Annotated in this window: 23 protein-coding genes; 6 read left to right on the top strand and 17 right to left on the bottom strand. The window is 70.3% G+C overall.

Going from position 1 to position 25,109, the window contains the following annotated elements:
• Window positions 1-26 precede the first annotated feature (26 nt).
• From ACFWYS_RS39725 to ACFWYS_RS39715, 3 genes are all read right to left on the bottom strand, one after another.
• On the bottom strand, window positions 27-968 hold the full coding sequence (locus tag ACFWYS_RS39725; RefSeq protein ID WP_384780318.1) for a DMT family transporter: 942 nt from the start codon (window positions 966-968) through the stop codon (window positions 27-29).
• A 208-nt stretch (window positions 969-1,176) separates the two neighbouring features.
• On the bottom strand, window positions 1,177-2,181 hold the full coding sequence (locus tag ACFWYS_RS39720; protein ID WP_384780315.1) for a DMT family transporter: 1,005 nt from the start codon (window positions 2,179-2,181) through the stop codon (window positions 1,177-1,179).
• A gap of 191 nt (window positions 2,182-2,372) precedes the next feature.
• On the bottom strand, window positions 2,373-2,930 hold the full coding sequence (locus tag ACFWYS_RS39715) for a Clp protease N-terminal domain-containing protein (RefSeq protein ID WP_384780312.1): 558 nt from the start codon (window positions 2,928-2,930) through the stop codon (window positions 2,373-2,375).
• Between the two features lie 224 nt (window positions 2,931-3,154).
• On the opposite strand from ACFWYS_RS39715, the gene ACFWYS_RS39710 reads away from it, so the two are divergent.
• Together ACFWYS_RS39710 and ACFWYS_RS39705 are read left to right on the top strand one after the other, a co-directional pair.
• A complete protein-coding gene (locus tag ACFWYS_RS39710) occupies window positions 3,155-3,322 on the top strand; it encodes a hypothetical protein (protein ID WP_384780309.1) in 168 nt (55 codons plus the stop codon).
• 114 nt (window positions 3,323-3,436) lie between these two features.
• Window positions 3,437-3,868, top strand: coding sequence for an SRPBCC family protein (locus ACFWYS_RS39705; protein ID WP_384780307.1), 432 nt, complete (start codon window positions 3,437-3,439; stop codon window positions 3,866-3,868).
• Window positions 3,869-4,018: 150 nt separating this feature from the next.
• On the opposite strand, the gene ACFWYS_RS39700 is transcribed toward ACFWYS_RS39705, so the two are convergent.
• Both ACFWYS_RS39700 and ACFWYS_RS39695 read right to left on the bottom strand, forming a co-directional pair.
• A complete protein-coding gene (locus ACFWYS_RS39700; protein ID WP_384780305.1) occupies window positions 4,019-4,636 on the bottom strand; it encodes a PadR family transcriptional regulator in 618 nt (205 codons plus the stop codon).
• Window positions 4,637-4,820: 184 nt separating this feature from the next.
• Window positions 4,821-5,954 carry an NAD(P)/FAD-dependent oxidoreductase gene (locus ACFWYS_RS39695; RefSeq protein WP_384780302.1) on the bottom strand — a complete coding sequence of 378 codons (1,134 nt, stop codon included), beginning with the start codon at window positions 5,952-5,954 and terminating at the stop codon, window positions 4,821-4,823.
• A gap of 182 nt (window positions 5,955-6,136) precedes the next feature.
• Here ACFWYS_RS39695 and ACFWYS_RS39690 point away from each other — a divergent pair, with 182 nt between their 5' ends.
• The gene (locus ACFWYS_RS39690; protein ID WP_384780299.1) at window positions 6,137-6,946 is read left to right on the top strand and encodes a PhzF family phenazine biosynthesis protein; all 810 of its coding nucleotides are present in this window, start codon (window positions 6,137-6,139) and stop codon (window positions 6,944-6,946) included.
• A gap of 161 nt (window positions 6,947-7,107) precedes the next feature.
• Here ACFWYS_RS39690 and ACFWYS_RS39685 read toward each other — a convergent pair whose 3' ends face one another.
• The gene (locus ACFWYS_RS39685; RefSeq protein WP_384780297.1) at window positions 7,108-7,908 is read right to left on the bottom strand and encodes a CPBP family intramembrane glutamic endopeptidase; all 801 of its coding nucleotides are present in this window, start codon (window positions 7,906-7,908) and stop codon (window positions 7,108-7,110) included.
• A gap of 194 nt (window positions 7,909-8,102) precedes the next feature.
• Between ACFWYS_RS39685 and ACFWYS_RS39680 the strand changes: the two genes are divergently transcribed.
• On the top strand, window positions 8,103-9,920 hold the full coding sequence (locus ACFWYS_RS39680; protein WP_384780294.1) for a substrate-binding and VWA domain-containing protein: 1,818 nt from the start codon (window positions 8,103-8,105) through the stop codon (window positions 9,918-9,920).
• A gap of 68 nt (window positions 9,921-9,988) precedes the next feature.
• Here ACFWYS_RS39680 and ACFWYS_RS39675 read toward each other — a convergent pair whose 3' ends face one another.
• Window positions 9,989-11,506 carry a glutamate--cysteine ligase gene (locus tag ACFWYS_RS39675; protein ID WP_384780291.1) on the bottom strand — a complete coding sequence of 506 codons (1,518 nt, stop codon included), beginning with the start codon at window positions 11,504-11,506 and terminating at the stop codon, window positions 9,989-9,991.
• A gap of 570 nt (window positions 11,507-12,076) precedes the next feature.
• On the opposite strand from ACFWYS_RS39675, the gene ACFWYS_RS39670 reads away from it, so the two are divergent.
• Window positions 12,077-12,688: a hypothetical protein gene (locus ACFWYS_RS39670; protein ID WP_384780288.1), complete on the top strand. Its 612-nt coding sequence runs from the start codon at window positions 12,077-12,079 to the stop codon at window positions 12,686-12,688.
• Between the two features lie 508 nt (window positions 12,689-13,196).
• On the top strand, window positions 13,197-13,403 hold the full coding sequence (locus ACFWYS_RS39665) for a DUF5999 family protein (RefSeq protein ID WP_384780285.1): 207 nt from the start codon (window positions 13,197-13,199) through the stop codon (window positions 13,401-13,403).
• A gap of 156 nt (window positions 13,404-13,559) precedes the next feature.
• Here the strand turns inward: ACFWYS_RS39665 and ACFWYS_RS39660 are convergent, their stop codons facing one another.
• From ACFWYS_RS39660 to kdpA, 10 genes are all read right to left on the bottom strand, one after another.
• On the bottom strand, window positions 13,560-14,594 hold the full coding sequence (locus tag ACFWYS_RS39660) for an endo-1,4-beta-xylanase (RefSeq protein WP_384780282.1): 1,035 nt from the start codon (window positions 14,592-14,594) through the stop codon (window positions 13,560-13,562).
• Between the two features lie 91 nt (window positions 14,595-14,685).
• Window positions 14,686-15,516: a carbohydrate ABC transporter permease gene (locus ACFWYS_RS39655; RefSeq protein WP_384780279.1), complete on the bottom strand. Its 831-nt coding sequence runs from the start codon at window positions 15,514-15,516 to the stop codon at window positions 14,686-14,688.
• Window positions 15,513-16,517: a carbohydrate ABC transporter permease gene (locus tag ACFWYS_RS39650; protein WP_384780276.1), complete on the bottom strand. Its 1,005-nt coding sequence runs from the start codon at window positions 16,515-16,517 to the stop codon at window positions 15,513-15,515. The genes ACFWYS_RS39655 and ACFWYS_RS39650 overlap by 4 nt, the downstream gene beginning before the upstream one ends.
• Window positions 16,518-16,523: 6 nt before the next feature.
• On the bottom strand, window positions 16,524-17,819 hold the full coding sequence (locus ACFWYS_RS39645; protein WP_384780409.1) for an extracellular solute-binding protein: 1,296 nt from the start codon (window positions 17,817-17,819) through the stop codon (window positions 16,524-16,526).
• Window positions 17,820-17,883: 64 nt separating this feature from the next.
• The gene (locus ACFWYS_RS39640) at window positions 17,884-18,006 is read right to left on the bottom strand and encodes a hypothetical protein (protein WP_384780406.1); all 123 of its coding nucleotides are present in this window, start codon (window positions 18,004-18,006) and stop codon (window positions 17,884-17,886) included.
• 663 nt (window positions 18,007-18,669) lie between these two features.
• Window positions 18,670-20,004, bottom strand: a complete 1,335-nt coding sequence (gene lysA / locus ACFWYS_RS39635; protein WP_384780273.1) for a diaminopimelate decarboxylase — start codon at window positions 20,002-20,004, stop codon at window positions 18,670-18,672.
• A 13-nt stretch (window positions 20,005-20,017) separates the two neighbouring features.
• Window positions 20,018-20,389, bottom strand: coding sequence for an SAV_915 family protein (locus ACFWYS_RS39630; RefSeq protein ID WP_384780270.1), 372 nt, complete (start codon window positions 20,387-20,389; stop codon window positions 20,018-20,020).
• A 255-nt stretch (window positions 20,390-20,644) separates the two neighbouring features.
• Window positions 20,645-21,277, bottom strand: a complete 633-nt coding sequence (locus tag ACFWYS_RS39625; protein WP_384780267.1) for a potassium-transporting ATPase subunit C — start codon at window positions 21,275-21,277, stop codon at window positions 20,645-20,647.
• Between the two features lie 24 nt (window positions 21,278-21,301).
• A complete protein-coding gene (gene kdpB / locus ACFWYS_RS39620; RefSeq protein WP_384780264.1) occupies window positions 21,302-23,443 on the bottom strand; it encodes a potassium-transporting ATPase subunit KdpB in 2,142 nt (713 codons plus the stop codon).
• Window positions 23,440-25,104 (bottom strand): potassium-transporting ATPase subunit KdpA, encoded by a 1,665-nt coding sequence (gene kdpA, locus ACFWYS_RS39615; RefSeq protein ID WP_384780261.1) that lies wholly within the window; start codon window positions 25,102-25,104, stop codon window positions 23,440-23,442. Before kdpA ends, kdpB begins: the two co-directional genes overlap by 4 nt.
• Window positions 25,105-25,109 lie beyond the last annotated feature (5 nt).

Below are 25,109 nucleotides of genomic sequence, written 5' to 3'. Positions count from 1 at the left end.
GGCGCGGTGCGGGCCCCTCCCGGGCGTCACGCCGGCAGCGGCTCGCGCCTCGCCCCGCGTGTCTCCGCCACCGCGAGACCGGCGACCGAGCCCAGCATCAGCAGGGTTCCCGCGATGGTCGGCGCCGTCAGGTGTTCCCCGAGCAGGACGACGGCGAGCACCGCCGCGCTGACCGGCTCAAGGAGCATGATCACGGAGACGGTGGCGGACCGTACGGCGGCGGCGCCCGCGAAGTAGAGGGCGTACGCGAGGGCCGTGGGTACGGCCGCGATGTACGCCAGCAGCCAGCCGAGCCGGACCGGATCGGCGGTGTGCGGCACGAGCCCCTCGGCCCAGGCGAACGGCAGCAGGCACACACTGGTGACCGCGAAGGCCCACAGGGACGTACCGGCGGCGTCTGCCCCGCCGTCGCGGCCCCACTTGCGGGTCAGCAGCGTCATCACGCAGTACGCGGCCGCGGACACCAGAGCGATCAGCACGCCCAACGGCCGTACGGTCGTGCCCCCACCGCCGAGCGCGAGCACCGCGAGCCCGGTGAGCGCACCGGCCACGGCAGCGACGCCCCCGCGGCCGAGCCGCTCCCCCAGGGTGAGGCGGGCGCCGAGCGCGATGAACACAGGACCGGCGCCCAGGGTGACGACCGTGCCCACGGCGAGGCCGGTGATCTCCACGGCCGCGAAGTAGGCCGTCTGGAACACCGCGAGCCCGACGCCCGTGGCCCCGGCCCGCAGTGCCTTGCGGCCGAGAGGTCCGGCTGCCGCGGTCCGCGTGCGCGGACGCAGGAGGTGGACGGCGAGCAGCAGCACGAAGCCGACGGCGCAGCGCCAGAAGGAGAGGGCGATCGGCCCCATGTCACTGGTCAGACAGACCAGCGACGCGGCCGCGCCCGCGGTGCCCCAGGCGGCACCGGCGATGATCAGGTAGAGAAGGCCTCGCCCGATGGGCAGGCCGGAGACAGTGTTCGACACGAGTTGTTCTCCGCAGATGCGCGAGTGCGCGGAAGTTCTGGAGGATCCCCGGTCAGCGGGGTCCGTGGACTTCTTCTGCGGGCAGCACCGTTGCGCCCGGCGGTGCGCGGGATTCTGATCCCGTCAGGCACCGGGGCCTGGCTTCCGGAGGGCCCGCCTCAGGCGGCCGGAGGCGGAAGAACGAGTGTCGAAGGCATGATGGCGCAGCCTAGGCGACGTTTCCGCGGGCGGACAACTTGCGCTCCGGGCCACCGCTCGCCACCGGATCCGGCGAGCCCTTCGCGGGCGCCGACGACTGGGCGATGAAGGCGCCCGCCAGGACGACCGCGCCGCCGATGATCTGCGGCGCCGAGAGGTGCTCGCCGAGCAGGAACCAGGCGAGGACGGTCGCGATGACCGCTTCGAGGCAGGCCACGACGCCGGCGACCTGCGGCGAGAGCCGTCGTACCGAGACCACGCCGGTGACGTACGCGATCACCGTGGCGACCAGCACGATCCAGGCCAGCAGCAGGGCGGCCGCGACCGGGGTGCCGTCCATGTGGGCGGTGTCCGAGAGGACCGCCCAGTCCATGTTCCAGGGGCGGGCCACGACGGTCAGGACGGCGGCTCCGACGAGCAGGCCGTAGGCGATGACACCGAGCGGGTCGGGTGCCTGATCGCCCGAGTCGCTGCCCTGGTCGGACAGGACGAAGTAGCCGACCTGGCAGCAGGCCGCGCCGAGGGCGAGGAGCAGTCCGAGGGCGTCGAAGCTCAGGCCCGACCAGACCTCCACGACGCAGGCGAGGCCGCCGACCGCGAGGACCACGCCGAGCGCCGCGGCTCGTGTCACCGGCCGCCGCTGCACGAACCGCACCCAGCCGAGGACGAGGGCGGGCGCCAGGTACTCGACGAGCAGCGCGACGCCGACCGGGATGCGGGAGATCGAGGCGAAGTAGAACGCCTGCACCCCGGCCACACCGAGCAGGCCGAAGCCCGCGAGCAGGGCGGGGCGGCAGCGCAGCAGGGCACGGTGGCGCACTGCCAGCGGCAGCATCACGAGGGCGGCGCCTGCCACGCGCAGCCACACCACGTGCAACGGGTCGAGCCCCGCCTCGATCAGCGGCTTGGCCGCGACACCGGATCCCCCGAAGGCGACCGCGGAACCGATCGCCAGACCGAGCCCGACACCCTTGCCGTGGCCGGCCTGACTGCTCTCAGATATGCGCACGGGCACATGATGACAGGGGACGACAGGAGCGTCACCCCCGTTGACACCTGTCTCACCGAGTGGACGGGGCGTGGGTTGTGGGGGCGGTGCGGCTAGGCGGTGTGGGTGGGGGCTGTGCGAGTGGGGGCGGTCGCGGGGCAGGACGGGAGGCGGGGCAGGACGGGAGGCGGTGCGGGCCGGGGGGACCGGGTGACGGTCTAGCGGGTGTTGTCGCCGCCGACGTACTCGTCCCGTGGCTCGTCGATCCGTGTGCGCAGCGCGTTCGCGTCGATGCCGGCGCGGGCCAGGACCTCGACGGCGCGCGCCTCCGGGTCGGTCACGATGGCCGCGAGCAGGTCGATGCCGCGGGCCTGGGTGTCACCGCGCAGGGCGGCACGTCGGCGGGTGTGCTCCATGGCGGTCGCGGCCAGCGGGGAGAAGCCCTCGCCGTCCAGCACCACGGGGACGGCGCCGGAGTCCTCGACGGTGCCCTGCCAGCGCAGGCCGTAGCCGATGGTGCGCTGCACGAGGTAGCCGAGGAGGCGGGCGATCTGGGGTCCGTCGCCGAAGACGGCGTACACGTCGGGGTCGTGCTCCAGGAGCGAGTGCAGCAGATGGGCGGTGTCGATCTGCCGGTCCCCGTCCCTGACCGCCCGGCGGCGGGCACCGGCGATCACCGCTGCCAGCTCGTCACTGAGCCTGGCATCGGCCGCCGCGGCGTCCGGGCGCCGGCAGTGCGGCTCCTGGGCCGACTGCCGGGGAATACGGGGGTGCACATCCCCTACCCCATCAGCCACTTCGAGCCGGGTCATCCCCGACAGGAAGCATTTTGGCGTCCCACACAGAGTGGACTCGGCCGCCCGGCATCTCCTCCTTACGGATGAGATCACGCCGTACGACCCGGAGGGGCGCGCGCCTGTTTGCCGTGCGCCGTTACGCAACCATGGCGCTCCGTCGCACGTCCCACAGGGACATGGAGAGCGGGTTCAGGTGCTGGCTGGTGGCGTTACCGGCCATCGACGGCAGACAGTACGTCTACCGGGTGTACGCCCCGGAGGACGCCCTGCTCGCCGACCTGTTCTGGGACGCATGGCACTGCCATGAGGAGAGCGCGTTCCCGCGCGCGTGGGATCTGTTCGACGCGGCGGTGATACGGCTGACGGGCTGAGCGCGGTGGCCGGTCCGGCATCTCCACACTTCCTGACGGTTCATCAGTATTGAATGTTCCAGGCCCCCCGGCTACGTTCCGCGACACCGTAGCCCGAGTCGAAGGGGTGGTCGCATGGCCGAAGTCAGCGCGGAGTCACGTATCGAGGCACCGGCCGAAAAGGTCTGGGCACAGCTGACGGACTGGTCGGCGTACGGACAGTGGAACGCCACCCACACCAGCTTCCCGGACGGCGGCCCCGCGGCCCTCGAAGTGGGCGGGACCTTCCAGGAGAACATGAAGCTCATGGGGTTCCCGGCCGAGGTCGAGTGGACCATCGAGGAACTGGAACCGGCGCGGGTGCTGGCCATTCGCGGCAAGGGCCCGATGGCGGTGACGGTGGCCACGCGCTACACGCTGACGCCGGCCGGCGACGGGGCCACGGATGTGCGCATCGACGGCGAGTTCACGGGCGCGGCGGTGTCGCTGATGGCGGGCAAGCTCAAGGACTCGGCGACGGCGGCGCTGAACGAGTCGCTGCGCAAGCTGGCCGGGCTGGTGACCTGACCCGACCACAGCCACGGCGGCCTGAACGGCACCACGGCAGACGGACGCGAAGGCGCCCCGTGGAACACTTACTCCACGGGGCGCCTTCGGTTACGACGGGGAGGCCGCCGGTCCTGCTCAGCCTCCGCTCAGCCCTCGTTCCGTCCTCACTCAGTCCTCGTCGGCGAGGATCAGGTACAGCTTCTTGCGGGCGTCGTTGATGACGGTCAGCGCCTTGTCGCGCTGGTCCTTGCTGCCCGTCTTCCAGACCTGCCCGAACGCCTCCATCAGACCGAAGCCGGCCTGACGGATCTCACCGAGCGCCTCCCAGTCGACGCCACGGGTGGCCTCCTCCCAGGGCGCCTCGGGGCCGGCCTCGGCCGTCTCGCGGCCCGCCTCGGTGAGTGAGAACAGCTTCTTGCCGCCCTCGCTCTCGCTGGCGATCAGGCCCTCGTCCTCCAGCAGCTGGAGGGTGGGGTACACCGAGCCGGGGCTGGGCTTCCACGCCCCGCCACTGCGCTCGGCGATCTCCTGGATCATCTCGTAGCCGTGCATGGGGCGGTCCTTCAGCAGGGCGAGGATCGACGCGCGCACATCCCCGCGCCGCGCCCTCCCTCGGGGCCCTCCCCGTCCCCGTGGCCCCCAGGGGCCGGGCCCGAATCCGGGCCCTCCGAAGCCAGGTCCGCCACCCGGGCCGAACGGCCCGAAAGCGCCGCGACGCCCTTCGAAGTCGCCCCGGCCGTGGTGACCGTGCCCACCGTGTCCACGCTCGAATCCATGGGAACGCATCGCAATCACTCCATTCCATCGTTGATCTGTCGCGATGCCTCAACGATATATCGGAATAGTTCGCATAACAAGGGCCGGCGACAGATCGGGCTACCAACCGGGCTGCCGGCCGGGGTGGATCAGGCGCGGCCGTGCGGCCGCCCTGGAGCTACCGCCGTGACCCAGAAGAGTGCAAAGGCACTGGTCACGAGCCTGATTCGGGGAACCGTTCGGGGCGGAAGTCCGCGAGCATCTCGTCCCTCTGCCCGCTGAGGATCTCCGAAGCAAGCAGTCGGCCGATCACCGGCCCGAGCGTTATGCCGCTGTGGGAAACAGCCTCGTAGTAGCCCGGCACAGCGGGCACCGCCCCCACCGAGGGGAATCCGTCGGCCGGGATGGGCCGGTGAGCCACCCGTGTCCGTGCGATGCGGGCGTGGCCGAGTTCCGGAACGACGCGCTTCGCCGATTCATGGAGCAGCCGTGCGAGCTCACCCGGATCCTCAACCGTGTCGATGAGCGCGTCGATCTCTCGGCTGTGGAGTACCACCGACGCATCTCCGTCAGGGCGGATCTCGACGTGGGGCGCGTGCATGGCCCGGTGCACCGGGACTCGAGCACAGCCGATCCTGGTGACGACGCCGGGTTCCCGGCGCATCGGCAGGTGCCGGGCGATGAGCCCGGCGACCCGGGAAGCGCCGGGCCCCGCCGCGTTCACAACGGAGTCGGCGTCGAGGCGGCTCCCGTCCGACAGAGTCACGGACCGGACGCTCCCGTCGGTGCCGACGCCGATGTCGCAGACCGCGGTGCCGGACCTGAGTTCGGCGCCGGACTCGACGGCTCGGCCGACCAGACGGCCGACGAGGTGCCGTCCGTGCACCCATGCTTCGTCGGGGTAGAACAGGATCGGAGTCCTGTCGGGCACCCTGAGAGCAGGTTCGAGGCGACGACGCACCTCGGCCCCCGTGCACACCTCGACCCTGTAGTCCCAACCAGCCAGTAGCTCGGCTGTTTCCAGGAACCTCGCCTCCGCCGCGGGGTCGTCGGCCCAGCGCAGGTGGCCGCCGGGATACCACCATGAGTCCGGCCCGATGGCCCGGGCGAGCTCACGGTACGCCGCCATGCCCGCGACGTTCAGGTCGAAGTAGGACCTGCGCCGGGTCTTGTTGCTGGCGTTGACCCACGAGAAGGACCAGTTGGTCACCCCTTCGCCTGGCCGGCCCTCGTCGATGAAGACCACCTCGGCCCCCTGCCGCGACAGGTTCCAGCCCACGCCGGCTCCGAGAATGCCGACGCCGATGACCACAACACGTCCGGACCGCCGCACCGACCCGACGCTCACGAGCGCCCCCTTCCGAGGTCGCAGCCCAACTCCCGCTTCCAGCATGCAGTCCGTCTCGGCGAACCGAGCCCACGTGTCTCACTCATTCACTGGGGCAGGACCCGAGCACTCACCCGAAATCGGTCCAGCATCCCCGGATTGGCCTTGGCCGCCCCCTCCTCACGCCCCCTAGCGTCGGCGCCATGCGGATTCGAATCGTCGATGCCTTCACCGATCGTCCCTTCGCCGGCAACCCCGCCGGGGTCCTGTTGCTGGACGGCTTCCCGGAGGACGACTGGCTTCAGAACGTGGCGATGGAGGTCAACCACGCCGAGACGGCGTTCGCGCACCGGCTGCCCGAGGGCGGGGAGGCGGACTGGGCGCTGCGGTGGTTCACTCCCGTCGCCGAGGTGGCGATGTGCGGGCACGCCACGCTCGCCACAGCCCATGTGCTGCACAGCACCGGCGCCCACGAGGGACCCGTACGGTTCGCCACCCGCAGCGGTGTGCTCGTCGCCACGCCCCGTGAGGACGGCTCCATCACCCTCGACTTCCCGACCGCCCCGCTCACCCGGGCCGAGATCCCGGACGGGGTCGCGCAGGCCCTGGGCGCCGAGCCGCTCGTCGCCTTCGACACCGGCGCGAACGTCGGCGACCTGCTCCTCGAACTCGCCGACGAGAAGACGGTCCGTGCCCTGACCCCGGACCTGAGGTCGCTCGGCGCCTACTCGGAGCGCGGCATCATCGCCACCGCCCGCGCCGAGGACCCGGCCCGGGACTACGACTTCGTCTCCCGCTGCTTCTTCCCGAACGTCGGCATCGACGAGGACCCGGTCACCGGCAGCGCCCACACCGCCCTCGCCCCCTTCTGGTCCGAGCGCCTGGGCCGGGCCGTACTCACCGGCCTGCAGGCCTCCCGTCGCTCCGGCCGCGTCCGCACGGAACTCCGCGACGACCGCACACTGCTGAGCGGTCGTGCGGTGACTGTCATCGAGGGCGAGTTGATCGCCTAGGCGGACGGGCGCGCAGGCTGGCGGGCGGGCAGGCGAGCGGGCCGGCAGGCGAGCGGGCCGGCACGGTCGGGCGCGACGAAGGGGGCGTACGAGACAGTCGTACGCCCCCCTTGTGCGCCCCCCGTGTGCGTCCCCGTGTGCGCCGCCCCTTTCGGCACGGCTCACGCCGTCGGTAGCCAGTCCACCCTCCCGGCCAGCAGCGCGTAGCCCACGAATGCTCCGATGTCGAGCAGGGAATGCGCCACGACCAGCGGGCCCACCCGGCCCCAGCGCCGGTACAGGTAGACGAACACCACGCCCATCGCCATGTTGCCCAGGAAGCCGCCGATGCCCTGGTAGAGGTGGTAGGAGCCGCGCAGTACGGAGCTGGCCACCAGTGCGTTGCCGGGTGTCCAGCCCAACTGGCCCAGGCGGCGCAGCAGATAGCCGACGACGATGACCTCTTCGAGGATCGCGTTCTGCAGGGCGGACAGGATCAGCACCGGGTACTTCCACCACACGGCGGGCAGTGCCTCGGGCACGACGGTGAGGTTGAAGCCGAGCCCGCGAACGGCCAGGTAGAAGGCGATTCCGGTGCTGCCGATCACCGCTGCGATCGCCGCTCCGCGACCGAGGTCCGGCCAGGGGCGGGTGCGGTCGAAGCCGAGGGTGCGCAGGCTCTGGCCCTCGCGCATCAGGAAGTGCGCGACGAGGGCGACGGGGATCAGGGCGGTGGTGATCCCGAAGAGCTGCCAGAGGAGATCCAGCCAGGGGCGGCCCGGTGCGGCCGAGGCGTTGAGCGTGGCCGCCTGGTCCTTGAGGCCGCCGGGTTTGGTGACCGAACCGACAAAGCTGATCAGGGCGGACACACCGCTCGCACCGAGCGAAAGCCCCAGAACGAGCAGCGTCTCATCACGGTAGATCCGTCGCGAGGGCCGCTCACGCGGAAAAGATTCGGCCACGGGGCCTGCCTCGCCCTGCACACCTGCCTCCAGTTGAGTAATCCCGTCTCATCCCCCTCGCTGCCCCGCTAGGGTCTCGAAAGCAGTTACGAAGACCGTGCGCGACAGGCCGTTGGGGGGACGGGCGCCGTACGGGGCGTACCGCCCCTTTGCCTGCCATACGGCCGGATCCCGGCACGGGGTTCAGCAGGGCAACAGGGAGGGGCACCACCGTCATGGGACGTCACAGCTTGCCCGATCAGTATGGGGCGGGCGGCAGCGGCCCCCGTCGAAACGACTCCCGTCGAAGCGGCCCCCGCAGCAGCACCCGCCGCCGTACGGTGGCCATCGCGACGGCCCTCGTCCTGGCGGTCGCCGGCGGTACGGCCGCCGCGGTGCAGGGCGGACTGCTCTCCTTCGGCTCCTCCTGCGAGGACGATCCGGTACGGCTGACGCTGGCCGCCTCGCCCGATCTGGCCCCCGTCCTCGAAACCGCGGCGCGGCGGGCCCGGGACGCGGATCTCCGCTCCGACGGGCGGTGCGTCGCGGTGTCGGTGAGCGCCCGGGAGTCGTACCGGGTCGCGGACACACTGCTGGCCGGCAAGGATCCCGACGCCCAGGTGTGGGTGCCCGACTCCGACCTGTGGGTCCAGCGGCTCGCGGAGGACGGCGGCACGGCCGAGGTCTCCACGCTGGGGCATGTCGCCTCCTCACCGGTCGGGGTGGCGATGGTGCCCGTGGCCGCGAAGTCGCTGGGGTGGCCGAAGAAGACGTACGGCTGGCTGGAGCTGGCCGGTGCCGGGCTGCGTGACGACTCCCTGCGGCTCGGCGCGGCCGACCCGGCGCGCAGCGCGACGGGGCTGCTCGCGCTGGCCCGGGTGAGCGGGGCCGCCGCCGCGGCCGAGGGCGGGCGGACCGAGGCCGCGGCGATGATGAAGGCGCTGTCGCAGCGCGTCTCCGACAGTGACGGCCAGGTCCTGAACACGCTGCCTCGCGACGCCTCCGGCACCGAGCAGGGCAACCCGAAGCGCAACCGGGCGCTGATCGTCAGCGAGCAGACGGCGTACACGTACAACACCGCACACACGGACAGCTCCGGGGCTGACGGCGGCGGCCTGGACTTCTTCTACCCGAAGGACGGCTCGCCCCGGCTGGACTACCCGTACGCCCTGCTCGACCAGACCGGCCTGAGCACGGACGAGAGCCGGGCGGCGATCCGGTTCATGAGCTATCTCGGTGACCCCCGGCAGCAGGCGCTGCTGGAGCGGCACGGCTTCCGGACCTCCGACGAGGACGCGCCGGACGCGCTGGTCAGCCGGGCCGGCGGCAGCAGTCCGCAGCCGTACGCGGAACCGGCGGACCGGCCGGCCTCGGCGACCGCGCTCCAGGAGACGCTCGGCGTGTGGACGATCACCGTGCAGAACGCGCGGATCACCACCGTGGTGGACGCCTCCGCGTCCATGGCGGATCCGGTGCCGGGGGCCGGCCGATCGCGGATGGACGTCACCAAGGCGTCCCTGCTGCAGGCCCTCGCCACGTTCACTCCCGAGGACGAGATCGGTCTGTGGGACTTTTCCACCAAGCTGGACGGCGACAGGGACTACCGCGTCCTGGTGCCGACCGAGCGGCTCGACGCGCGGGCGGGCAAGGGCACGCAGCGCGACCGGCTGTCGGCGGCCTTCAACGACCTGGCGCCGGTGCCGGAGGGGGCGACCGGCCTGTACGACACCACGCTCGCCGCGTACCGGTCGGCGACCGGCTCCTACGCCGAGGGCAGGTTCAACGCCCTGGTCGTCCTCACCGACGGCGTCAACGAGGACCCGGACAGCATCTCCCGCGCCGACCTCGTCGCCCGCCTCCAGCGCCTCACCGACCCCGCCCGCCCGGTTCCCCTCATCATGATCGCCGTCGGCCCGGACGCCGACCGCGAGGAGGCCGACCGGATCGCCAGGGCGACGGGAGGATCGGGCCACGAGGTGACCGACCCGTCGCAGATCCAGTCGGTGATCCTCAAGGCGATCGTGTCGGCGGCATCACCGGACGGGCAGGGCTGACGGGGCCCCCCGGGCGGTCGCCCTGCCCTCACCCGCGGCCGACGACCGTCCTGCTCCCACCCCGGCCGTCACCCCAGCGGCACCGGCTCCAGCAGCCCCACCGGCCAGGTGTGCACCGGCTCCCCGCCGTGCATCAGCTCGCGGTAGCGCCGGGTCGTCGCCGCCAGGGCCGTGTCCCGGGACATGCCCGACTCCAGTGCCCGGTGGAAGGTCGCCGCCTGCCAGGACGCGCCGTTCATGCGGCGACGGCAGCGCTCCTCGATGACGCCCAGGTAGAGGTCCCGGTCGGCCGGTTCCACTCCCCACGCGTCCAGGCCGACCTCGGCCAGCGGCAGCAGTTCGTCGCGTACGAGGCTCACCGCGTCGACCTCGGTGGTGCCGCCGTACCGCCCGCGCCGGGGCCAGCGCAGCCGGGCGTCGATGCCGTGCCTGCACGCCTCGTCGAAGTTGGCGGCCGCCGCTTCGAAGGGCAGCCGGGTCCACACCGGGCGGGACTCCTCGGCGAGGGCGCGGACGACGCCGTAGTAGAAGGCCGCGTTGGCGATGACGTCGATGACGGTCGGTCCGGCGGGCAGCACACGGTTCTCCACGCGCAGGTGCGGGACGCCGTCGGCGATGCCGTAGACCGGGCGGTTCCAGCGGTACACGGTGCCGTTGTGCAGGACGAGTTCGGCGAGTGTGGGGGTGCCCCCGGCGTCGATGACCTCCAGCGGGTCCTCGTCGTCGCAGATCGGCAGCAGGGCCGGGTAGTAGCGCAGGTTCTCCTCGAAGAGGTCGTACGCCGAGGTGACCCAGCGCTCCCCGAACCAGGTGCGCGGCCGCACGCCCTGGGCCTGGAGCTCGGGCGGGCGGGTGTCGGTGGACTGCTGGAACAGCGGTGGGCGGGACTCGCACCACAGCTCGCGGCCGAAGAGGAACGGCGAGTTGGCGCCCACGGCGACCTGGGCCGCGGCGATCGCCTGGGCCGCGTTCCAGACGTCGGCGAAGCGGCCAGGGGTGACCTGGAGGTGCAGCTGCACGGAGGTGCAGGCGGCCTCGGGGGCGATGGACTTCGACGTGCAGGTCAGGCGCTCCACGCCGTCGATGTCCAGGGTGAAGTCCTCGCCGCGGGCCGCCACGATCTGGTCGTTGAGGAGGGTGTAGCGGTCGACGGCGGAAAGGTTCGAGGAGACCAGGTCGTCCCGGTCGAGGGTCGGCAGAATGCCGATCATCACGATGCCCGCATCGACCTCCCCCGCTTTCCGGTCGGCATATGCCAGGGAGGTACGGAGTTCCTCGGAGAGGCGGTCGAATACCCGCCCCTGCAGTCGGTGTGGAGCTATGTTGACTTCCAGATTGAACATGGCGAGTTCTGTTTGGAAATCCCGGCTCGCGATCCGTTCCAGCACCTGTGCATTCAACATTTTCGGCATGCCGTCGGCGCCGGTGAGGTTCAGTTCGATCTCCAGCCCCATGAGGTTCTTGGGGCGGTCGAACCGCTTCTCCTCCAGCAGCCGCTCCAGGCCCGTCAGGCACTGCCGCAGCTTGTCGCGGTAGTGCTGGCGATCGGACAGATCGAACCGACCCGCCACGACCTTCTCCCCCATCGAAGCGTCCCTCCTCGGATGGGCGGACCACAGGACCCGCCCGGGATCCGTCCGCCGGGTCTCCCGGGCCAGGTGGGATGATGCCCAGCCGAAGCGATCGATAACGTCCCGCGCGACTCCGGCGGCCGTTAGAGTGTCGGACGTGACCGGAGGCACATTCACCAGGCATGCGGCACAGTGCAGTTTCGGACGGCTGACGAACTCGTGAAAAATGCCGACGACAATTGGCCGACCGCACTCGGGGCATTTTTCGAGGTCATCGCCGTAGGGGCGACCGGGAACCGGGATGATTCCCGCATATCAGCGGCCGAATGAACCCTTGCCGGGTGCACCGAAAGCGGTTAGATGAAACACCGCCTGAACACTCCTCGTATAAACTCCGCAATCAAGGAAGAGAGTTGGCGCCCGCGGTCCCAGGACCTGCCGTCCACATGACGTACGACAGGCTCCACCCACCCCCTCGCGCCCTTGACCCGGCCCCCGTCTCTCTGTCCTCCGTGAGCAGACAGCGCCGTCCGCCCCCGCCCCGCCCTCGCGCCACCGTGCCTGTCGAATGAGAGGCGACCCACCATGCCGCTGCATGTGCCCCCGGCTCCCGCGCCCGCCCTTCGCTCCGTCCTCACCGCGCTGGGCTCACCCACCGCGGTCCTGGAGGCCCGAACACCCTCCCTGCGCGCCGCCCAGGGACCCGCCACCCCCGAACTCCCGCTGCCCGTCCATGTCGTGGACGAGATCACCCCGGCGGGCGTGTCCGCGACCCGGCTGGCCGGCTGGCGGTTTCTGATCCGATGCGGCGAGCGCGCGGTGGCCGCGGCCGAGACCCGGCTGACCCCCGACGGCTGGGCGTTCTCACACTTCTTCGAGGGCCCGTACATCGCCTCCACGGAGCGTGCGCTGCGCCAGGCCGAAGCGCTGAAACAGCCCTACCAGCCGCGCCTGCTGTCGTTCCCCGGCCTGTACATGCTGACTCTCTGGCTGCACGGCGACTGCACGGCGGACGGCGCCGGCGGCCACCCCGACGCCGCCGATCTCCTGATCCCGCTGGCCCCGGCACCACCCGGCATCGCCTCCCACCTGCCGCACCGGGTCGCCGACCTGCTCCCGGTGCTCACCCATCGGGCGACCCCGGCTCCGCTGCCCCCACTGCCGCCCCTTCCGCCTCTGCTCGGCTCACCCGCCTGACAGCGCACCGCGCGAACGCCTCTGCACCCCTCCGCCCTCCGCCGGGCGGCGGGGTGCGCGATTGTCCGGCGGCGGGACTACGCTCGTATCGGACAACCGGAAACGCGCACGCACGAACCGTAAAGCGAGCCATTCGCGGTACTCGTACGAGCAGGAATGCACTCGCCTGAGCGTGAAAAAAAACGTTCACGAGGAAGGTATCGCTCGCGCGAGCGAGAATGCGCTCGAACGAGCTGCTCAAGGCCGCCGGCCCGCCCGGACTAGCCCCATCCGACCACGTCGAACCACCCGAAATGACAGTGGAGTTGGGATGAACCGTCCGCGCTCGGGATGCGTCATCAACCTGTAAGAAAGCGGTGCTGCGAAATCCCTGCGGATTGACGCCCGTAGGGCAACACTGGGTTCCGACCGACCAATCCAACGGGGGGCGGCCATGAACGAGGCTTCACGCCGCGAAACAGGCACCACAGCCATCTCACACATCACGACAGAGCGAAAGATCCCATCCATGTGCCAGCACCAGCCACCGTGTCCGACAGCCGACTCCGCCGACCGGGAATCCGCCCGCCTTGCGGCGCACCACCCGGAACAGGGTTGGAGCCTGCTGTGCAACGGTGTCCTGCTCTTCGAGGACACCGGTGAGCTCCTGCCGGACGGCCAGATCATCGCCCCGCATCGTCCGCTGGGCTCCGCCAAGGTGGTGACCGCCGCATAACGCCTGCCGGCGGACTCCGCCGGAGAGGCCCTGCACCACCGGGCGGATGACCCACGCCCGGCGTACTTCCAGGGGCCGGTCGCAGACCCTGACTGCGAGCCGGCCCCCACGTGCATCCGGGGACAATCACTCAGCGTAGCCGCCTGGTTTCTGTTTCTACTTCAGCGCCTCCCGTAGCGCGAAGTACGCGGGCTTCGGCCGCAGTTCCTCGTCCCACGGCAGTGCCGCACCCTCGCCCGGGAAGAACGCCGGGATCCAGGAGTACTTGTCCGTGTAGTCCCACACCGTGATCCCCACACACCGGCGCACCGCCAGACACGCCTCGGTCAGGTCCCGGTACCAGTCGGCCTGCTGGGCCAGCTTCTCCTCGGTCGCGGGCAGCAGCATCCGTATGTCGACCTCGGTGAGCGCCGTGTCGAGGCCGAGCCGGGAGAACCGGCGGAGGTTGTCCTCCAACGTGGCCGGATAGCCGTACTGGAGCGCCAGATGGGCCTGGAGACCGAAGCCGTGCAGCGGAACGCCCTGGGCCTTCAGCTCCTTGGCCAGCCGGTAGTAGGCGTCGCTCTTCGGGCCGATCTCCTCGACGTTGTAGTCGTTGAGGTAGAGCCTGGCCTTCGGGTCGGCCTGGTGGGCCCAGCGCAGCGCGTCGGCGATGTAGCCGGGGCCGAGCGTCTTGTAGAAGACCGTCTCGCGGTAGGTGCCGTCCTCGTTGAACGCCTCGTTGACGACGTCCCAGGCGTAGATCTTGCCCCGGTAGTGCCGCACCTCGGTCTGGATGTGCTTCTTCAGTACGGCCCGCAGCTCGTCCGCCGTCCACTCGCGGCTCGTGAGCCAGTCGGGCAGCTGGCTGTGCCAGACCAGGGTGTGGCCGCGCACCTTCTGGTGGCCCGCGCGGGCGAGGTTCACGATCTCGTCACCCTTGGCGAAGTCGAAGACGCCCTGCCGGGGTTCGGTGGCGTACCACTTCATGCCGTTGCCGGGGGTGATCTGGTCGAACTCGCTGCCGAGGAGCGCCTTGTAGGGCTCGTCGACGAGCTCGGGGTTGTCGGTCGCGCTGCCGAAGTAGCGGCCGTGGCGCTGGGCGAGGTCGGCGAGGGTGGGCTGCTTGTCGTGGGCCTGGGCGATCGGGACCGCTGCCGCGACCAGGACGGCCGCGAGGGCGCCGACGAGTCTGAGACGGTTCCTGCGCATGGTGCGACTCCTCACGTGACGGGATGGGGGTCCCCCCGCTCGACCGAAGCCGAGAGTGGGAGAGGGTGAGCCGTACGTCCGCCTGTGCGCGTCACCCCTTGGTGGCGCCGGCGGTGAGGCCGCCGACGAGCTGGCGCTCGGCGACCGAGTAGAAGGCGAGGGCGGGGACCATGGCCAGCACCAGGTAGGCGAAGACGCGGGCGTAGTCCGCGGAGTACTGGCCCTGGAACTGCTGGACGCCGATGGGGATGGTCCACCAGGTGGAGTCGGTGAACACCAGCAGCGGCAGGAAGAAGTTGTTCCAGCTGGTGACGACGGCGAGGACGGAGACGGTGCCCAGCGCGGGCCGCGCCATCGGCAGCAGCACCCGCCAGAAGAACCCGAAGGAGCCGCACCCGTCGAGCGTGGCCGCCTCCTCCAACTCGCCGGGGATCTCCCGGAAGAAGCCGCGCAGGATGATGATGGTCATCGGCAGCCCGAAGGCGGCCTGCGGGAGGATCACACCGAGCGGGTTGTCCAGCAGGTCCATCGAGCGCAGCAGCAGGAACAAGGGCAGGGCCGCCACCGCGAAGGGGAACATCAGCCCCATCGTGAACAGGGTGAACAGCGTCTCGCGGCCCCGGAAGGCGAAGCGCGCGAAGGAGAACGCCGAGAGCGCGGAGACCGCCACGACCAGGACGGTCGTACCGATCGCGATCAGGGTGCTGTTGCCGATCAGCCGCCAGAAGTCCCCTGAGCCGAGGATGTCCGTGTAGTTGCCGGCCACCCAGGACTCCGGCAGTCCGACCGGGTTGCGGGAGAGCTCGTCGGTGGACTTGAAGCCGGACAGCACGGCGTACAGCAGCGGCACCACCATCACGGCGCCGACCACGACGAGGATCACATGCAGTGGCAGGTTCCTCCTGCCGGACCTGGCCGTCACTTGACGCCTCCCCGCATCGTCGTGGTGGCTCCTTCGAGGTCGCGGCGGAGCACGAACCGCTGGTAGGCGAGGGCGAAGACGAGGCTGATGCCGAACATGGCCACGCTGATCGCGCTGGCGTAGCCGACCTGGTAGCGCTTGAAGCCGTACTGGAACAGGGTCACGGCCATGGTCTCGGAGTGATGGTCGGGGCCGCCCGCCGTGGTCACCCAGACCAGGTCGAACAGCTGGATCGCCCCGATGACGGACAGGAACACGCTGATCCTGAGGGTGGGCGCGAGCAGCGGCAGGGTGACGCTGCGGAAGCGCTGCCAGGCGTTCGCGCCGTCGATCAGCGCGGCCTCGGTCAACTCGCGGGGGATGGACTGGAGTCCGGCCAGGTAGAGCATCATGTGGAAGCCGAAGTACTTCCAGGTCATGACCAGGAAGAGGGTGGCCATCACGGTGGACGGATCGGCGAACCACTCCCCGCCCAGCCCGTCGAGGCCGATCCCGCCCAGGATCTGGTCGGCGAGGCCGTCGTCGGGGGCGAAGATCATGCCGAACAGCACACCGGTGATGGCCTCGGACAGCACGTACGGCGCGAAGAACAGCATCCGGTACACCGCCCGGCCACGCAGCCGCTGGTTGAGCAGTACGGCCATGGCGAGCGCGAACGGCAGCTGGACCGCGAGCGACAGCACGACCAGGAGCAGACAGCGCCACAGGTCGCCGAGGAAGACGGGGTCCTCGAAGAGGCGGGTGAAGTTGTCGGCGCCGATGTAGTCGGACGGCATCCCGAAGCCGCCCCAGCGGAAGAAGGCCGCGTACAGGGCGAACAGCATCGGGAGCAGGACCAGGACGAGGAAGAGCACCAGTGCGGGTACCTGGAAGCCGACCGCGGTGAGCCAGTGCAGTACCCGGCGCCGGGCCCGCCCGCGGCCCGCGTCGGCGGACGGGGCCGGGCGGTCGACGCCGGGGCCGGGCTGCTTGTCGGCGGACGGCAGGAACGTGGAGGTCATCGCCGGCTACTGCTCTTCCTTCGCGGTCTTCGTGATCGACTCGGCGACCTGCCGCGGGGACTTGGACCCGGCGATGAGCGCGCCGACGCTGTCGTTGACCTCCTGGCCGACGGCGGGCGCGTACGCCTGGTCGAGATAGAGCTGGAAGCCGGTGGCGGCCTTCAACTGGGCCTGTACGGCCTTGATGTTGGGGTCCGTGATGGCGCTCTCGGCGCCCGGGACGACCGGGAGGACGCCGGTCTTCCTGACCAGCTCCAGGTCGGTGGCCTCGGAGGCGAAGAACTTCAGGAAGTCGACGGCCTCCTGCGGAGCCCCACTGCGCAGGGCGTGCCCGCCGCCCCCGCCGAACACCTCGGTGATCGCGCCCTTGCCGCCGTCGACGGCGGGGAACGGGAAGAAGCCGAGGCCGTCACCGAGGCCCTTGCCGGCGTCGGCCTGGACGACCGGGGCCCACTGGCCCATGAGTTCCATCGCGGCCTTGCCGTTGCCGACGGCCGCGGCCTGGCCGGTGGGGGTGGAGTAGGCGGCGCCGAGGAAGCCCTTCTGGAACGGCTGGAGGTCGACGAGCTCCTGGAGGTGCTGTCCGGCCTGGACGAAGGCGTCGCCGGTGAAGTCCTTGTCGTCGTACGCCTTCTGGAGGGCGGAGGCGCCGGCGGTGCGCATCGAGAGGTAGGCCCAGTAGTACATGCCGGGCCACTTCTCCTTGCCCGCGAGGGCCAGCGGGGTGGTGCCCTTGGCCTTCAACTTCTGTACGGCGTCGAGGAAACCGCTCCAGGTGGTGGGCGGCTCGGTGATGCCGGCGGCCTTGAAGAGCGCCTTGTTGTACCAGAAGCCGATCATGCCCATGTCGAACGGGATGCCGTACACCTTCTCGTCCAGGAGATACGGCTCCTTCGCGACCGACAGCAAGCCGTCGGCGAAATCTTTCGTACGGTCTGTGAGGTCCTCGACGAGACCGGCGTCGACCTGCTGTTTGAGGACGCCGCCGCCCCAGGTGTGGAAGATGTCGGGCAGCTTCCCGGAGGCGGTCAGCGCCGTCATCTTCGACTTGTAGGCGTCGTTCTCCAGCTGAACGATCTTTATCTTCACCTTGGGGTTCTGGGCCTCGAACTTCTTGGCCAGCGCCGCCCAGACGCTCTTGGCCGGCTCGGTGGTGGAGATGTTCCACCACTCGATGGTGGTCGTGCCGTCCGACGACCCTCCGTCCGAGTCCCCGCCGCAACCGCTCAGTGCCGTCATGCCCACACCGGCTGCGGCGGAGGCCGCCAGGAAGCCTCTGCGGGACAGTCCAGGGTCGCCCATCATGCACTCCTCGGTGGTTCGAAAGTTTCGGAGCTGTTCCAGAAAGCTGCGTTGCTGCCGCACCCTAGAGACAGCTGCCGAACGGTGGCAACCCCTCGTACTCGAACCAGTCGAACCCCGCGCCGCCCCCGGTGACGTACATGCCGACGATCCGCCCGGTGAAGCCGCCCGCGACCTGCGTGGACAGACAGCGGGCCGTCGAGTTCGGCGCGGCGCACGCCGTCGGCCAAGAGGGCGATCGTGTCGGGCACTTCCGGCACCGACTCCCGCGCGAGACACTGCCGTGCCGGACCGATACGGGCGATCACGCTCGGTCAGCGACCACGAGCCGACCGGCCGACGGCGCGTGAGATCCAGTACGGCGCCGGGCTCGCGGCGTCGAAGTCGTCCCGTGGGGAGGGGAGTTCGACGGGGTGCAGCACCATCCACCAGATGCCGTCGGGCGCCTGGACCAGGTCGGCGTGGCCAGTGCACTGGATCGGGCGGCGCCTCGGGGTGCTGTCTGCTGGACCCGGACCACACCGGTAGGGGCCCTTCGAGCACCTTCCCGGTGGCCGGACGGGTTGTCGTACGTCCGCATGCGTGTCGGCCCCTCCCTCGGGCCGATCGAAACATTCGGCACGGTTGGCGAACATTACGGAGCGGACTGTAAGGGGGCGCGTGCGGCGCGGCAAGGGGGCGACAACCGGGGTGAGGGGGCGCGGACGAGGGGTGAGGGGTCGCGGATGAGGCACCTCCGGACGAGTGCCGGGCCGTGGCTCGTCCGGAGGCGGATCGGGGATGCTGCGTCGGCGAGGGCCTGTTGACGAAGGTCTGTCGGACAGGCCCTGGAGGCCGACGTCATGTCTCCCTAGAGGCCGACGTCGCGGCTGCGGATGTCGTCCAGGGATTCGCGGCGGATCAGCAGCCGGGCCTGGCCGTCGTCCACGGCGACCACCGGTGGGCGGCCGACCAGGTTGTAGCCGGAGGCCATGGACAGGTGGTAGGCGCCGGCGACCGGGACGGCGAGCAGGTCTCCGGGGCGGATGTCCTCGGGGAGTTCGACGTCGGCGGCGACGATGTCACCGGCCTCGCAGTGGCGGCCCACCACGGTCACCGGGACCGGGGCGGCGGTGCTGTGCCGGCCGACGAGACGCGGTGCGTACCGGACGCCGTACAGGGCGGGCCGGGGGTTGTCGCTCATGCCGCCGTCGACGGCGACGTACGTATGGGTGCCGGTGCGTTTGACGGCGAGGACGTGGTAAAGCGCGATCCCCGCCGGGCCGGCGATCGCGCGCCCCGGCTCGATGAGGAGGCGGGGTACGGCGATCCCGGCCGCCGCGCAGGCCTCGGCCAGTTCCGCGCGCACCTTGCGGGCCAGCGTGGTGAGGTCCAGGGCGGGTTCGCCCGGGCGGTAGGCGATGCCGTGGCCGCCGCCGAGGTCGAGTTCGGGCAGGGCCAGGCCGTGCTGTTCGTGGAGCCGGGCCATCAGGCCGACCATGCGGCGTACGGCGGCCAGGTACGGCTTGATGCCGGTGATCTGGGAGCCCAAGTGGCAGTGCAGGCCGGTGAGTTCGAGCTGCGGCTGGTCCAGTATCCGGGCGATGGCGTACTGGGCGTAGCCGTCGGAGATGGACAGGCCGAACTTCTGGTCCTCGGTGCCGGTGCGGATCTTCTCGTGGCCGCCGGCGCTGATGCCGGGCACGACGCGGACCATCACCTTCTGGTGGCCGTCGGGCCCGACGGCCGCGGCCAGCCGCGCGATCTCCGACGGGCTGTCGATGACGACACGGCCGACGCCGAGGCGAAGTGCGGTCTCCAGGTCGCGCGGGGACTTGGCGTTGCCGTGCAGCACGATCCTCTCCGGCGGGAAGCCGGTGGTGACCGCGAGCTCCAGCTCACCGGCCGAGCAGACGTCCAGGCCCAGGCCCTCCTCGGCCACCCAGTGGACCATCGCCCGGCACAGGAACGCCTTGGCCGCATAGAGGACTTCGGCGTCGGGGAAGACGTGGCGGTAGGTGCGGCAGCGCTCGCGCACCTCGTCCTCGTCGATGACGTAGACGGGGGTGCCGAAGCGGTCGGCGACCTCGGCGAGCGGCACTCCGCCGACGGTGAGTTCGCCCTCGCGGGACTCGACGGCCGAGGCGGGCCACACCGAGAGCGCGTCGGCCCGCGCGGTCACGGCGGGTTCGTGAATGGTGGTCATCGTGCGATCCCCCTCAACCGATCCACATCTCAAGTGCGCGCTCACGGAATGGGGGACCGGACCGGGGCCGGGGATGTTCCGCGGCGGACGGCGCGGTCGGGGCCGGTGCGCAGAACTGGGGGTTCACCGTGACGGTGGTGACGCCGAGCGGTGCCGTCAGGGTGCGCAGGGCGGGCTCGGCGAGGCGGATCCAGGGCTGGTCGGGGCCCAGGGTCGCGGTCAGTTTCCGCTGCGAGGTGAACCCCACGGCCGTACGGTCGCCGAGGGGCGTACGGAAGAGGCGGGCCGCGCAGGCGGCCTGTCCCGGCCGGACCGGAACGTACAGGGGGCCGGCCGGGGTCCGATCAGAGGGCTCCGGGTCTTCGTCGTACAGGATGTCTGCCATGGGTGCCTCCAGGGGGATCCGAGAGGGATCCGAGATGGATCAGGGCGGGATCGAACGAGTGTTGGCCTGATGGCCCCGGACGCGGGGAGGCGGACCGGGGCCTGCCATCGACGCTATGCCCGGTGAACCGGGGATTCGTACGGGTCATGACGCGACGCTGACGGCTGTCGGCCGGTCCCTGACGACTTGCTGACACGAGGTCCGGCCGGCCCGGGAAGGCGCCGTCAGAGGTACGCCAAGAAGCGCCGCCGGCGATCAGCTGCCGTTGATCAGTTCCTTGAGCGCGACATTGAGCTGAAGGACGTTCACCCGCGGCTCGCCCATGAAGCCGAGGGTGCGGCCCTCGGTGTGGTCGTCCACCAGCCTCTGCACCTGGGCGACGGGCAGGTCGTTGCGCTCGGCGACGCGGTGGACCTGGAGGTCGGCGTACCGCGGCGAGATGTCCGGGTCCAGGCCGGAGCCGGAGGAGGTGACCGCGTCGGCGGGGACCTCAGAGGGCTTGACCTCGTAGTCGGCGGTGGAGTTGTCCTTGACGACCTTCGCCTTCGCCGCCTCCACCCACTTGATCAGTTCCGGGTTGTCGCCGGAGCGGTTGGTGGCGCCGGACAGGATCAGCTTGTACTGGGTGTTGACCGAGTTCTCACCCAGTCCGTCGGCCGGCCGGGGCTGGAAGTAGTCCAGGCTGTAGCCCTGTTGGCCGATCAGCGAGGAGCCGACGACCTTGCCTTCCGCCTTGATCTCGGAGCCGTTCGCCTTGTCGTGGAACAGCCCCTGCGCGATGCCGGTGATCACCAGCGGGTAGATGACACCGGTCACCAGGGTCAAAACGAGGAGGGCGCGCAGGCCCGCCCCGAGCAACCGGGCCGTGTTCGAAACGGAGTTGTTCATGGTGATCAGTACGCCTCTGGATAGTTACAGCCCCGGGATGAGGGAGATGAGCAGGTCGATGAGCTTGATACCGATGAAGGGCGCGACCAGACCGCCCAGGCCGTAGATCGTGAGGTTCCGCCGCAGCATGCGATCCGCGCTCATCGGCCGGTACCGCACACCCTTCAGGGACAGCGGCACCAGCGCGATGATGATCAGCGCGTTGAAGACGACCGCCGACAGGATCGCGGAGTCCGGCGAGGACAGGCCCATGATGTTGAGCTTGTCCAGGCCCGGGTAGACGGCCGCGAACAGCGCCGGGATGATCGCGAAGTACTTCGCGACGTCGTTGGCGATGGAGAACGTCGTCAGCGCGCCCCGGGTGATGAGGAGTTGCTTGCCGATCTCGACGATCTCGATCAGCTTGGTCGGGTTGGAGTCGAGGTCGACCATGTTGCCGGCCTCCTTGGCGGCCGACGTACCGGTGTTCATCGCCACGCCGACGTCCGCCTGCGCCAGGGCCGGGGCGTCGTTGGTGCCGTCACCGGTCATCGCGACCAGCTTGCCGCCCGCCTGCTCCCGCTTGATCAGCGCCATCTTGTCCTCGGGAGTGGCCTCGGCGAGGAAGTCGTCGACGCCCGCCTCCTCGGCGATCGCCTTGGCCGTCAGCGGGTTGTCACCCGTGATCATGACGGTCTTGATGCCCATGCGGCGCAGTTCCTCGAACCGCTCGCGCATGCCCTCCTTGACGACGTCCTTGAGGTGGATGACACCCAGGACACGGGCGCCCCGGTCGTCCTCGACGGCGACCAGCAGCGGGGTGCCGCCGGCCTCGGAGATGCGGTTGGCGACGGTGTCCGCGTCGTCGGCGACGCTGCCGCCGCGCTCCTGTACCCAGGCCATGACCGAACCCGCGGCGCCCTTGCGGACCTTGCGGGACACGCCGTCCTCGGTGAGGTCGACGCCGGACATCCGGGTCTGCGCGGTGAACGTGATCCACTCGGCGCCGACCAGCTCGCCCTGGTGGCGTTCGCGCAGGCCGTACTTCTCCTTCGCCAGGACGACGATCGAGCGGCCCTCGGGCGTCTCGTCTGCCAGCGAGGAGAGCTGTGCCGCGTCGGCCACTTCGGCCTCGGTGGTACCGCTCACCGGTACGAACTCCGACGCCCGGCGGTTGCCGAGCGTGATGGTGCCGGTCTTGTCGAGCAGCAGCGTGGAGACATCGCCGGCGGCCTCGACCGCCCGGCCGGACATGGCGAGCACATTGCGCTGCACCAGCCGGTCCATGCCCGCGATACCGATCGCGGAGAGCAGGGCGCCGATGGTCGTCGGAATCAGACAGACCAGCAGGGCGACCAGCACGACCATCGCCAGATGCGTGCCGGCGTAGTCCGCGAACGGCGGCAGCGTGGCGCAGGCCAGCAGGAAGACGATCGTCAGCGAGGCCAGCAGGATGTTCAGCGCGATCTCGTTCGGCGTCTTCTGCCGGGCCGCGCCCTCGACCAGGTTGATCATCCGGTCGATGAAGGTCTCACCGGGCCTCGTCGTGATCTTGATGACGATGCAGTCGGAGAGGACCTTCGTCCCGCCGGTGACGGCCGAACGGTCGCCGCCGGACTCACGGATGACCGGGGCCGACTCACCGGTGATCGCCGACTCGTCGACGGATGCGACACCCTCGATGACGTCACCGTCGCCCGGGATGATGTCGCCGGCCTCGCACACGACCAGGTCACCGATCTTCAGCTCGGTGCCGGCCACCTGCTCCTCACGGTCGCCCGCGAGCCGCCGGGCCACCGTGTCGGTCTTGGCCTTGCGCAGCGTGTCGGCCTGGGCCTTGCCGCGGCCCTCGGCGACGGCCTCCGCCAGGTTGGCGAAGAGCACCGTGAGCCACAGCCAGGCGCTGATGGTCCAGCCGAACCAGTCGCCGGGGTCCTTGAAGGAGAAGACCGTGGTCAGCACGGACCCGATCAACACCACGAACATCACGGGGGACTTGACCATCACCCGCGGGTCCAGCTTGCGGAAGGCGTCCGGCAGCGACTTGAGAAGCTGCTTCGGGTCGAAGAGGCCCGCGCCGACACGGCCCTCGGGGGACTTGTGCCCGGTGAGTACGTCGCTGTGCGGCGCCCGGGTCGGGGTGGCTGTGGACATCGAGTCCTCTTGGTTCGTCACGTCGGTGCTCATGACGCCAGCCCCTCGGCCAGCGGTCCCAGCGCCAGCGCCGGGAAGTACGTCAGACCCGTGATGATCAGGATGGCGCCCACCAGCAGGCCGGTGAACAGCGGCTTCTCGGTGCGCAGGGTGCCCGCGGTGGCCGGCACCGGCTGCTGCTCGGCGAGCGAGCCGGCCAGCGCCAGCACGAACACCATCGGCACGAAGCGGCCGAGCAGCATGCACAGGCCCAGCGTGGTGTTGAACCACTGCGTGTCCGCGTTCAGACCGGCGAACGCCGAGCCGTTGTTGTTGGAGGCGGACGTGTAGGCGTAGAGGATCTCGGAGAACCCGTGCGCCCCGCTGTTGGTCATCGAGTCGGCCGGGGTCGGCAGCGCCATCGCGAACGCGGTGAAGACGAGCACCAGGGCCGGGGTGACCAGGATGTAGCAGGCCGCCAGTTTGATCTCACGGGTGCCGATCTTCCTGCCCAGGTACTCGGGCGTACGGCCGACCATGAGACCGGCGATGAACACCGCGATGATCGCCATGACCAGCATGCCGTAGAGGCCGGAGCCGGTGCCGCCGGGCGCGATCTCGCCCAGCATCATGCCGAGCATGGTGATGCCGCCGCCTAGGCCGGTGTAGGAGGAGTGGAAGGAGTTCACCGCACCGGTCGAGGTGAGCGTGGTCGACGTCGCGAAGATCGACGAGCCGCCGACGCCGAAGCGGACCTCCTTGCCCTCGTACGCCCCGCCCGCGATGTCGAACGCCGGGCCGTGGTGGGCGAACTCGGTCCACATCATCAGCGCGGTGAAGCCCAGCCAGATGGTGCCCATCGTGGCGAGGATCGCGTAGCCCTGCCGCACGCTGCCGACCATGAGGCCGAAGGTGCGGGTGAGCGCGAACGGGATGACGAGGATCAGGAAGATCTCGAAGAGGTTGGAGAACGGGGTGGGGTTCTCGAAGGGGTGGGCGCTGTTGGCGTTGAAGTAGCCGCCGCCGTTGGTGCCCAGCTCCTTGATGGCCTCCTGTGAGGCGACCGCGCCGCCGTTCCACTGCTGGTGACCACCGGCGAACTGCCCGACCTCATGGATGCCGGAGAAGTTCTGGATGGCACCGCAGGCGACGAGCACGACCGCGGCGACGGCGGCCAGCGGCACCAGGATGCGTACGACACCGCGCACCAGGTCGGCCCAGAAGTTGCCCAGCTCTCCGGTGCGCGAGCGGGAGAACCCGCGGACGAGGGCCACCGCGACGGCGATGCCGACGGCCGCGGAGACGAAGTTCTGCACGGCGAGACCGGCGGTCTGCACGACGTGGCCCATGGCCTGCTCGCCGTAGTACGACTGCCAGTTGGTGTTGGTCACGAAGGACACGGCGGTGTTGAACGCCTGGTCCGGGTCGATCGAGGCAAAGCCCGACGAGCCCGGCAGGACACCCTGGAGCCGCTGGAGGGCAAAGAGGAAGAGGACGCCGATCACGGAGAAGGCGAGGACGCCGCGCAGGTACGCGGGCCAGCGCATCTCGGTGTCGGGGTTGGCACCGATGCCCTTGTAGATCCACTTCTCGACGCGCCAGTGCCGGTCGGAGGAGTAGACCCTGGCCATGTAGGTGCCGAGGGGGAGGTAGGCGAGCGCCAGTGCGGCTATGAGAGCGAGCAGTTGGAGCACGCCCGCGAGTACGGGACCCATATCGC

Origin of the sequence: Streptomyces sp. NPDC059010, from assembly GCF_042740355.1 — a bacterium.
Taxonomy (GTDB): Bacteria; Actinomycetota; Actinomycetes; order Streptomycetales; family Streptomycetaceae; genus Streptomyces.
This window is presented reverse-complemented; position numbering and strand designations above follow the sequence as displayed.

Bases quoted from the DNA above. Each gene is read 5' to 3' on its own strand.
- ACFWYS_RS39705 (WP_384780307.1), top strand. From the start codon at position 3,437: ATGGCCGAAGTCAGCGCGGAGTCACGTATCGAGGCACCGGCCGAAAAG.
- ACFWYS_RS39700 (WP_384780305.1), bottom strand. From the start codon at position 4,636: ATGCGTTCCCATGGATTCGAGCGTGGACACGGTGGGCACGGTCACCAC.
- ACFWYS_RS39690 (WP_384780299.1), top strand. From the start codon at position 6,137: ATGCGGATTCGAATCGTCGATGCCTTCACCGATCGTCCCTTCGCCGGC.
- ACFWYS_RS39680 (WP_384780294.1), top strand. From the start codon at position 8,103: ATGGGACGTCACAGCTTGCCCGATCAGTATGGGGCGGGCGGCAGCGGC.
- ACFWYS_RS39675 (WP_384780291.1), bottom strand. From the start codon at position 11,506: ATGGGGGAGAAGGTCGTGGCGGGTCGGTTCGATCTGTCCGATCGCCAG.
- ACFWYS_RS39670 (WP_384780288.1), top strand. From the start codon at position 12,077: ATGCCGCTGCATGTGCCCCCGGCTCCCGCGCCCGCCCTTCGCTCCGTC.
- ACFWYS_RS39665 (WP_384780285.1), top strand. From the start codon at position 13,197: ATGTGCCAGCACCAGCCACCGTGTCCGACAGCCGACTCCGCCGACCGG.
- ACFWYS_RS39660 (WP_384780282.1), bottom strand. From the start codon at position 14,594: ATGCGCAGGAACCGTCTCAGACTCGTCGGCGCCCTCGCGGCCGTCCTG.
- ACFWYS_RS39650 (WP_384780276.1), bottom strand. From the start codon at position 16,517: ATGACCTCCACGTTCCTGCCGTCCGCCGACAAGCAGCCCGGCCCCGGC.
- ACFWYS_RS39645 (WP_384780409.1), bottom strand. From the start codon at position 17,819: ATGGGCGACCCTGGACTGTCCCGCAGAGGCTTCCTGGCGGCCTCCGCC.
- lysA (WP_384780273.1), bottom strand. From the start codon at position 20,004: ATGACCACCATTCACGAACCCGCCGTGACCGCGCGGGCCGACGCGCTC.
- ACFWYS_RS39630 (WP_384780270.1), bottom strand. From the start codon at position 20,389: ATGGCAGACATCCTGTACGACGAAGACCCGGAGCCCTCTGATCGGACC.
- ACFWYS_RS39625 (WP_384780267.1), bottom strand. From the start codon at position 21,277: ATGAACAACTCCGTTTCGAACACGGCCCGGTTGCTCGGGGCGGGCCTG.
- kdpB (WP_384780264.1), bottom strand. From the start codon at position 23,443: ATGAGCACCGACGTGACGAACCAAGAGGACTCGATGTCCACAGCCACC.
- kdpA (WP_384780261.1), bottom strand. From the start codon at position 25,104: ATGGGTCCCGTACTCGCGGGCGTGCTCCAACTGCTCGCTCTCATAGCC.